Annotated in this window: 1 pseudogene; it reads right to left on the bottom strand. The window is 43.8% G+C overall.

The annotated features are described in order from the left end of the window. Positions 1-127: 127 nt before the first annotated feature. Positions 128-413: pseudogene (locus ADI86_RS05395) on the bottom strand (IS30 family transposase); the annotation flags it as partial.

Below are 413 nucleotides of genomic sequence, written 5' to 3'. Positions count from 1 at the left end.
ACTCAGAAAAAAGTGCACGACAAATAGCCCTAAAACAGAGTCGTCTTAGAGTAAATTCCAGTTGCTAGCGTTTAGTGTGAGACTTTTCGATGGTCATAAGATGTGTAATTAGAGGGGAAAATTCCCTTTATTTCAATAAATCAGGTGATAAGTGTGTGTCTTCTGGTTTGACAAATTGGCAACCCAGAAGAGCAGCGATGTCCTCGCCAAATGTGAAGGTGAAGACGTCGTAAGCAGATTTTCCTTGAAACTCTTCTCGTTTCAAGGAATTGACATGGGAAATGACTAGATTGACGTCTTTCTGAGTCAGCTGGTCAAAGGAAGTACCCTTGGGAAGAATAGCTCGCAAAACCGTATGGTTCTTCTCAATCCGCCCCTTCTGGTCAGGACGGCTAGGGTCGCAGAAGTAGAGG

The organism is Streptococcus pseudopneumoniae (genome assembly GCF_001074975.1).
GTDB lineage: Bacteria > Bacillota > Bacilli > Lactobacillales > Streptococcaceae > Streptococcus > Streptococcus pseudopneumoniae_D.
This window is presented reverse-complemented; position numbering and strand designations above follow the sequence as displayed.